The organism is uncultured Fibrobacter sp. (genome assembly GCF_947305105.1).
Lineage (GTDB): Bacteria > Fibrobacterota > Fibrobacteria > Fibrobacterales > Fibrobacteraceae > Fibrobacter.
Genome location: NZ_CAMZCS010000062.1, coordinates 1 through 6,602 on the forward strand (window position 1 = coordinate 1; position 6,602 = coordinate 6,602).

The following is a 6,602-nucleotide window of genomic DNA, read 5'->3' on the forward strand; positions in this document are numbered from 1 at the left end:
GCGATGGCGTATTTAAGTTGTTGTAAAGTCATAACAAAGTGGTTAGTGGTTGGTGATTAGTAAACAGAAGAATCATTATAAATTTTCTTTATCGCTAGTTATAAATCACCATAGGAAAAATCTATGGTGAACATGTAAAAAATAGTATTTTACCGATGATGGAAATGGATATATATTTGGCGGCGTACAAGAAAAACATGTAAAAAAGGTAGGTAATACACTATGAGCAATAAAAAAACATCTGTAATAGGTTTTCCGCGTATTGGTAAGGCTCGTGAACTCAAGTTTGCAAGTGAAAAGTTCTTTAAGGGCGAAATCTCCGAAGCGGAACTCCAGAAGGTCGCCGCCGAAATCCGTCTGTACGGTTGGCAGAAGCAGAAGGCTGCTGGCATCGACTTCATTCCTTCGAACGACTTCTCGTTCTACGATAATGTTCTTGATACCGCATTCCTGTTCAACGTGGTGCCGGAACGTTACAAGAGCCTGAACTTGAGCACGCTTGAAAAGTATTTCGCCGCCGCTCACGGTTACCAGGGCGAAAAGGGCGACGTGAAGGCCCTCCCGATGAAGAAGTGGTTCAACACCAACTACCACTACATTGTTCCGGAAATTGACGATGCCACCGAACTCAAACTCGTTGGCAAGAAGCCTGTTGAAGAATTCAACGAAGCCAAATCGGCCGGAATTGAATCCATTCCGACGGTAATCGGCGCATACACGTTCCTTCGTCTCGCACGTTACAATGGCCAAAAGAAGGCTCAGGACTTTGTTGTCGCTGCAGTCGACGCTTATGCAAAGCTCGCCGACCAACTCGCCGCTGCCGGCGCCAAGTGGATTAGCTTTGCCGAACCCGCTTTGGTGTTCGACGTGACCGCCGAAGAAAAACAGCTCTTCAAGTCCATCTATGTGGAACTTGTCAAGAAGGTGCGTGCCGCTGGCCTCAAGGTTACCTTGCAGACTTACTTTGGCGATATCCGCGATGTGTACCAGGATGTGGCCGCTCTCGGTTTCGATGCCATCGGCCTTGATTTTGTCGAAGGTCTCAAGTCGCTGGAACTGGTCAAGTCCGGTTTCCCGAAGAATACGCTCTTGCTCGCCGGTGTCGTGAACGGCAAGAACATCTGGCGTGCCGATTATGCGCAGAAGAATGCGCTGCTCGCCGAAATCGTGAGTGCAGTCGGTGCCGAAAATGTGGTTGTCGGAACTTCTTGCTCGCTGTTGCATGTGCCATACACAGTCGCTGCCGAACAGAAACTCCCCGCCGAAACGCTCCGTCATTTTGCCTTCGCCGAAGAAAAGCTCGTTGAGTTGGCCGAAATCGCCAGTGGCGACGCAGCCGCTCTCGAAAAGAACAAGGCCCTGTTTGCAACTCCGCGCGTGCAAGCAAACGCCAAGGTGCAGGCTGAACTGGCCGCTCTCACTGCCGCTGACTTTGAACGCAAACCGAGCCGCCTCGAACGCCGCGCTGTGCAGAAAGAAGAATTCAAGCTGCCCGCATTCCCCACGACCACGATCGGTTCCTTCCCGCAGACGGCTGAAGTCCGCGCGAACCGCGCCGCATTCCGCAAGGGCGAAATCTCCAAGGAACAGTACGTAGAATTCAACCGTAAGAAGATTGCCGAATGCATCAAGCTGCAAGAAGAAATTGGCCTCGATGTGATTGTGCATGGCGAATTCGAACGCAACGACATGGTGGAATATTTTGGCACGAAGATTGACGGCTTTATTTTTACGCAGAACGCTTGGGTGCAGAGCTATGGTACCCGTTGCGTGAAGCCGCCTGTAGTTTGGGGTGACGTGAGCCGCAGCGCTCCGATTACTGTTGAATGGTCCGTTTTCGCACAGAGCTGCACCAGCAAACCGGTGAAGGGCATGCTTACGGGCCCGGTGACGATCCTCAACTGGTCTTTCCCGCGCGAAGACGTTTCGCTGAAGGTGCAGGCACAGGAAATCGGTTTTGCTATCCGCGACGAAGTCCTTGACCTCGAAAAGAATGGCATTCGCATTATCCAGATTGACGAAGCCGCCCTCCGCGAAAAACTGCCGCTCCGCAAGAGCGACTGGCACAAGGAATACCTCGACTGGGCCATTCCGGCATTCCGCCTGGTGCATGCGAAGGTCAAGCCCGAAACGCAGATCCATACGCACATGTGCTACAGCGAATTCAACGACATCGTACGCGATATCGACAATATGGACGCCGACGTCATCACCTTCGAAGCGAGCCGTTCCGACCTCAAGTTGCTTGACGCCCTGAACGAAGCCAAGTTCGAAACTCAGGTGGGCCCGGGTGTGTATGACATTCACTCTCCGCGCGTTCCCTCGGAACAGGAAATTGTGGATGCCCTCCACAAGATTATCGCGAAGGTTCCGCAGCAGAACGTGTGGGTGAACCCGGATTGCGGCCTCAAGACCCGCGGCGAAACCGAAACGACGGCAAGCCTCAAGAACCTCGTGGCCGCCGCGAAGAAGCTCCGCAGCGAAAACTAAAACATCCTTTTAATTAATACACCTCATTACTGCAAATTCCCGTAGGTGAATGCCTATGGGAATTTTTTTGTTCAATCGTTATAACAAAAAAATATAGTTGGATAGAAAAAAATAGTATAACCGAATACCCCCAAAATCGGTTGACGGAGTAATAGTTTTTTTTTATATTAATCCCTACACAAACGATAGGAAAAAAAGAATATGAACGCGAATTTTGCAAACATGTGTTGTTGTAGTCGATGTCGGGCGGGCGACTAGTTTTTAGGCTTTTATCTAAAACAGGTTCCCGCTCGGTTGTGTCTCCGGAGCGGGATTTTTTTATTCAAACTTTCACCAATGCTCGGCGCGGCAATACAATGCGCCAAAGGATTTCAGAATGTCAACTTCTAAGTATATCGAAACGAAACTCATTCACGGCGGCATCGATGGTGACAAGGTCACGGGAGCTGTCAATGTGCCTATTTACCAGACTTCTACTTACAAGCAGGCGGGCCTCGGCGAAAATACCGGCTGGGAATATTCCCGCACGGGGAACCCCACGCGCGCGGCACTCGAAGCGCTAATCGCAGAACTCGAAGGTGGTGTTGCGGGATTTGCTTTTGCAAGCGGCATGGCGGCAACCTCTACTGTGCTTGCGCTTTTTAACAAGGGCGACAAGATTATAATTTCGAGCAATGTGTATGGTGGCACCTTCCGCGTTCTGGACAAGGTTTTCAAGAACCTCGGCATCACCTATTCCATCGAAGATACGACCGACTTGGCGACGCTCGATACCAAGGTGACTCCCGATGTGAAGGCGTTCTTTGTGGAAAGCCCGGCGAACCCGCTCCTGACCGTGACGGATTTGGCTGGCGTTGCGGCGATAGCGAAGAAGCATGGCATCTTGACGATTGTCGACAACACCTTCATGACCCCTTATCTGCAGCGCCCGCTGGAACTCGGTGCCGATATCGTGGTGCATAGCGCGACAAAGTATCTGGGCGGCCATAGCGACTTGGTGGCAGGCCTTGCCGTAACCAACAACAAGGAAATCGCGGAACGCCTCGCTTTCACGCAGAATGCCGTGGGCGCGGTGCTCGGCCCCTTTGATTCGTTCCTCTTGATTCGCGGTATCAAGACGCTCGGTGTGCGCCTCGACCGCCATACCGAAAATGCGGATCGCATCGCTCGTTACTTGGAACAACACGAAGCTGTAAAACACGTTTACTATCCGGGCCTTCCGAACGCGCAGGGTTACGAAATCAACAAGAAACAGGCCAAGAACGGTGGCGCGATGATTTCGTTCGAACTTTACGAAGGTTATGACATCAAGAAGTTCTTCAAGGGCCTCAAGTTGATTTCGCTGGCCGAGAGCCTAGGTGGCGTCGAAAGCCTCGTATGCCATCCGGCCACGATGACCCATGCCTCCATCCCGAAGGAAATCCGCGAGAAGGTGGGTATTACCGACGGGCTGATTCGCCTGTCTGTGGGCATCGAGAAGGTGGATGACATCATCCTGGATTTGAACGCCGGCATTAACGCCGCGAAGGAGGCCTAGTATGCATTACTACGAATCGATGCAGTCCCTGATCGGGAAGACTCCGCTCGTAAAGCTCTCGCATGTTGGTGTGCCCGAAGGCGTGAACTTGTTCGCAAAACTTGAACTCTGGAACCCCTCGGGTAGCGTGAAGGACCGCACGGGCCTTTACATGGTGAACGACGCTCTTGCGAAAGGGACTCTCAAGCCGGGTGGAACCATTATCGAAGCGACTGCGGGCAACACGGGTCTCGGAATTGCTTTTGCAGCGCTCAACCGCGGTGTGCACGTGATATTCGTGGTGCCCACCAAGTTCTCACAAGAAAAACAGACGCTCTTGCGCGCGCTCGGGGCTGAACTCATCAACACTCCGCGCGAAGAGGGTATGCTCGGCGCCGAACAGAAGGCTGAAGAACTCCTGAAGCAGATTCCGGATTCCGTTTCGCTCAGGCAGTTCCGCAACATGGCCAACCCGCTTGCCCATTACGAAACGACTGGCCCCGAAATCTATGACGATCTTGACGGGCATGTGGATTACGTTGTGGCCGGTGCAGGGAGTGGCGGCACCTACAGCGGCATCTTGAAGGCGCTCAAGGAGCGCAATCCGAAAATTCAGGGTGTGCTGGCAGACCCTATTGGCTCCACCATGGGCGGTGGCGAACATGGTGACTACAACATCGAAGGAATCGGCAATGATTTTATCGCCGACACCATGGACATGTCGCTTGTGGATAGGGTCGTCAAGATTAATGACGACGATGCCTTTGACGGTTCCCGCGAACTTGCGCAAAAAGAAGGTATATTTGCAGGGTCATCGTCTGGTGCGGCATTTGCGGCGGCGAAGAAGCTCATTGCTTCGGGCGCGCGTGGAAACATCGTATTTGTCGCCCCCGACCGCGGCGACCGTTACTTCAGCAAAGGACTGTACAAATGACACTACAGCAACTCCGTTACGCTATCGGCATTGCCGAAACCGGTTCCTTCAACAAGGCCGCCGAAAAACTCTATGTGTCGCAGCCGTCCCTGACTGCGGCCATCCGCGACCTGGAAGACGAACTGAACATCCTGATTTTCAACCGGACGAGCCGTGGTGTCTCGCTTACGAGCGAGGGCGAGGAGTTCATTGCCTATTCCCGCGAACTCTACGACCACTACGAAACGGTTCTCGAGAAGTACGGCAAGATTGGCACGCGCAAGAAGAAGTTCGGCGTTTCGACGCAGCATTATTCTTTCGCAGTCAAGAGCTTCGTGGAAACGGTCAAGGAGTTCGATACCGACAAGTATGATTTCGCCATTCGCGAAACCCGCACTAAGGAAGTCATCGAAGACGTGGCCGCTTTCAAGAGCGACATCGGCATCCTCTACCTGAGCGATTTCAACCGCAAGATTATTACGAACCTGCTGGATTCGCGCGACCTTGAGTTCCACAAGCTTATCGAGTGCAAGGCTTATGTGTACCTGTGGAAGGGCCACCCTCTCGCGAACAACAAGTACATTACGCTGAAGCAGCTCGAAGACTACCCGTGCCTCTCTTTTGAACAGGGCGACAACGGCTCGTTTTACTTTGCCGAAGAGATATTAAGTACAAACGAATATAAGCGTACCATCAAGGCGAACGACCGCGCCACCATGCTGAACCTGATGATTGGGTTGAACGGCTACACGCTCTGTTCCGGAATCATCTGCGAGGAGCTGAACGGCGGCGACTACCTGGCTGTGCCCTTCAAGGACAAGAGCGAGGAAGCGCACCGCGTGATGGAAATCGGTTACATCTGCAAGCGCAACATGCTTTTGGGCCTGGTGGGCGAGCATTATGTGGAAAACCTGGTCAAGTACCTGAAAAACTGCAAGGCTGGCGAATAGTTATAAACAAAACCTATAACTAACTAAAGCTAAATAGTATCACTCTATACCTTGACATCAGGAAAATCTTATTCTATCTTATTGCCTACAAAATTGATAGGGAAAACAAAATGGTTTGTGAACCCTAAGCATTCGAAGGAGCGCCTATGATAAGTGACTGTCGAATGCCGAGAGGCATTCTGAAAACGAACTAGCCGAAAGTCTTTCGTCCTTAAGGCTTTGCAGGTTAGAAAAATAAGCCTAAGGATATCTTCAAAAACCATATATCGCGAGCACGGGTCTCTTTAGACCCGGTTGCCCGCTGCAACCTAAAAAGGAATTTTTATCATGACGACACAGAACAAGCTCCACTTTGAAACTCTCCAGATTCACGTTGGCCAGGAACATGCAGATCCCACAACCGATTCTCGCGCAGTTCCCATCTACCAGACCACTTCCTACGTGTTCCATAGCGCTCAGCATGCCGCTGACCGTTTCGCCCTGAAGGACGCCGGTAACGTCTATGGCCGTATCAACAACTCTACGCAGGGCGTGCTCGAAGAACGTATCGCTGCCCTCGAAGGTGGTGTTGCCGCTCTCGCCGTCGCTTCCGGTGCAGCTGCCATTACCTACGCCATCACGGCTCTCGCCCGCAAGGGTGACCACGTGGTTGCACAGCGTACGGTTTACGGCGGTACCTTCAACCTGCTGCAGCACACGCTCCGCGAATTCGGTATCGAAACCACTTTCGTGG

General features: G+C 52.1%; 5 protein-coding genes. All 5 read left to right on the plus strand.

Going from position 1 to position 6,602, the window contains the following annotated elements; translation table 11 throughout:
- Positions 1–222: 222 nt before the first annotated feature.
- Positions 223–2,490 (plus strand): 5-methyltetrahydropteroyltriglutamate--homocysteine S-methyltransferase, encoded by a 2,268-nt coding sequence (gene metE / locus Q0Y46_RS14645; protein WP_297948533.1) that lies wholly within the window; start codon positions 223–225, stop codon positions 2,488–2,490.
- Positions 2,491–2,866: 376 nt separating this feature from the next.
- Positions 2,867–4,027 carry a PLP-dependent aspartate aminotransferase family protein gene (locus Q0Y46_RS14650; RefSeq protein WP_295678680.1) on the plus strand — a complete coding sequence of 387 codons (1,161 nt, stop codon included), beginning with the start codon at positions 2,867–2,869 and terminating at the stop codon, positions 4,025–4,027.
- A 1-nt stretch (position 4,028) separates the two neighbouring features.
- Positions 4,029–4,940, plus strand: coding sequence for a cysteine synthase family protein (locus Q0Y46_RS14655; protein WP_297948537.1), 912 nt, complete (start codon positions 4,029–4,031; stop codon positions 4,938–4,940).
- Positions 4,937–5,869, plus strand: a complete 933-nt coding sequence (locus Q0Y46_RS14660) for a LysR family transcriptional regulator (protein WP_297948540.1) — start codon at positions 4,937–4,939, stop codon at positions 5,867–5,869. Before Q0Y46_RS14655 ends, Q0Y46_RS14660 begins: the two co-directional genes overlap by 4 nt.
- A 327-nt stretch (positions 5,870–6,196) precedes the next feature.
- The coding region (locus tag Q0Y46_RS14665) for a PLP-dependent transferase (protein WP_297948543.1) at positions 6,197–6,602 on the plus strand (406 nt) is incomplete at its 3' end.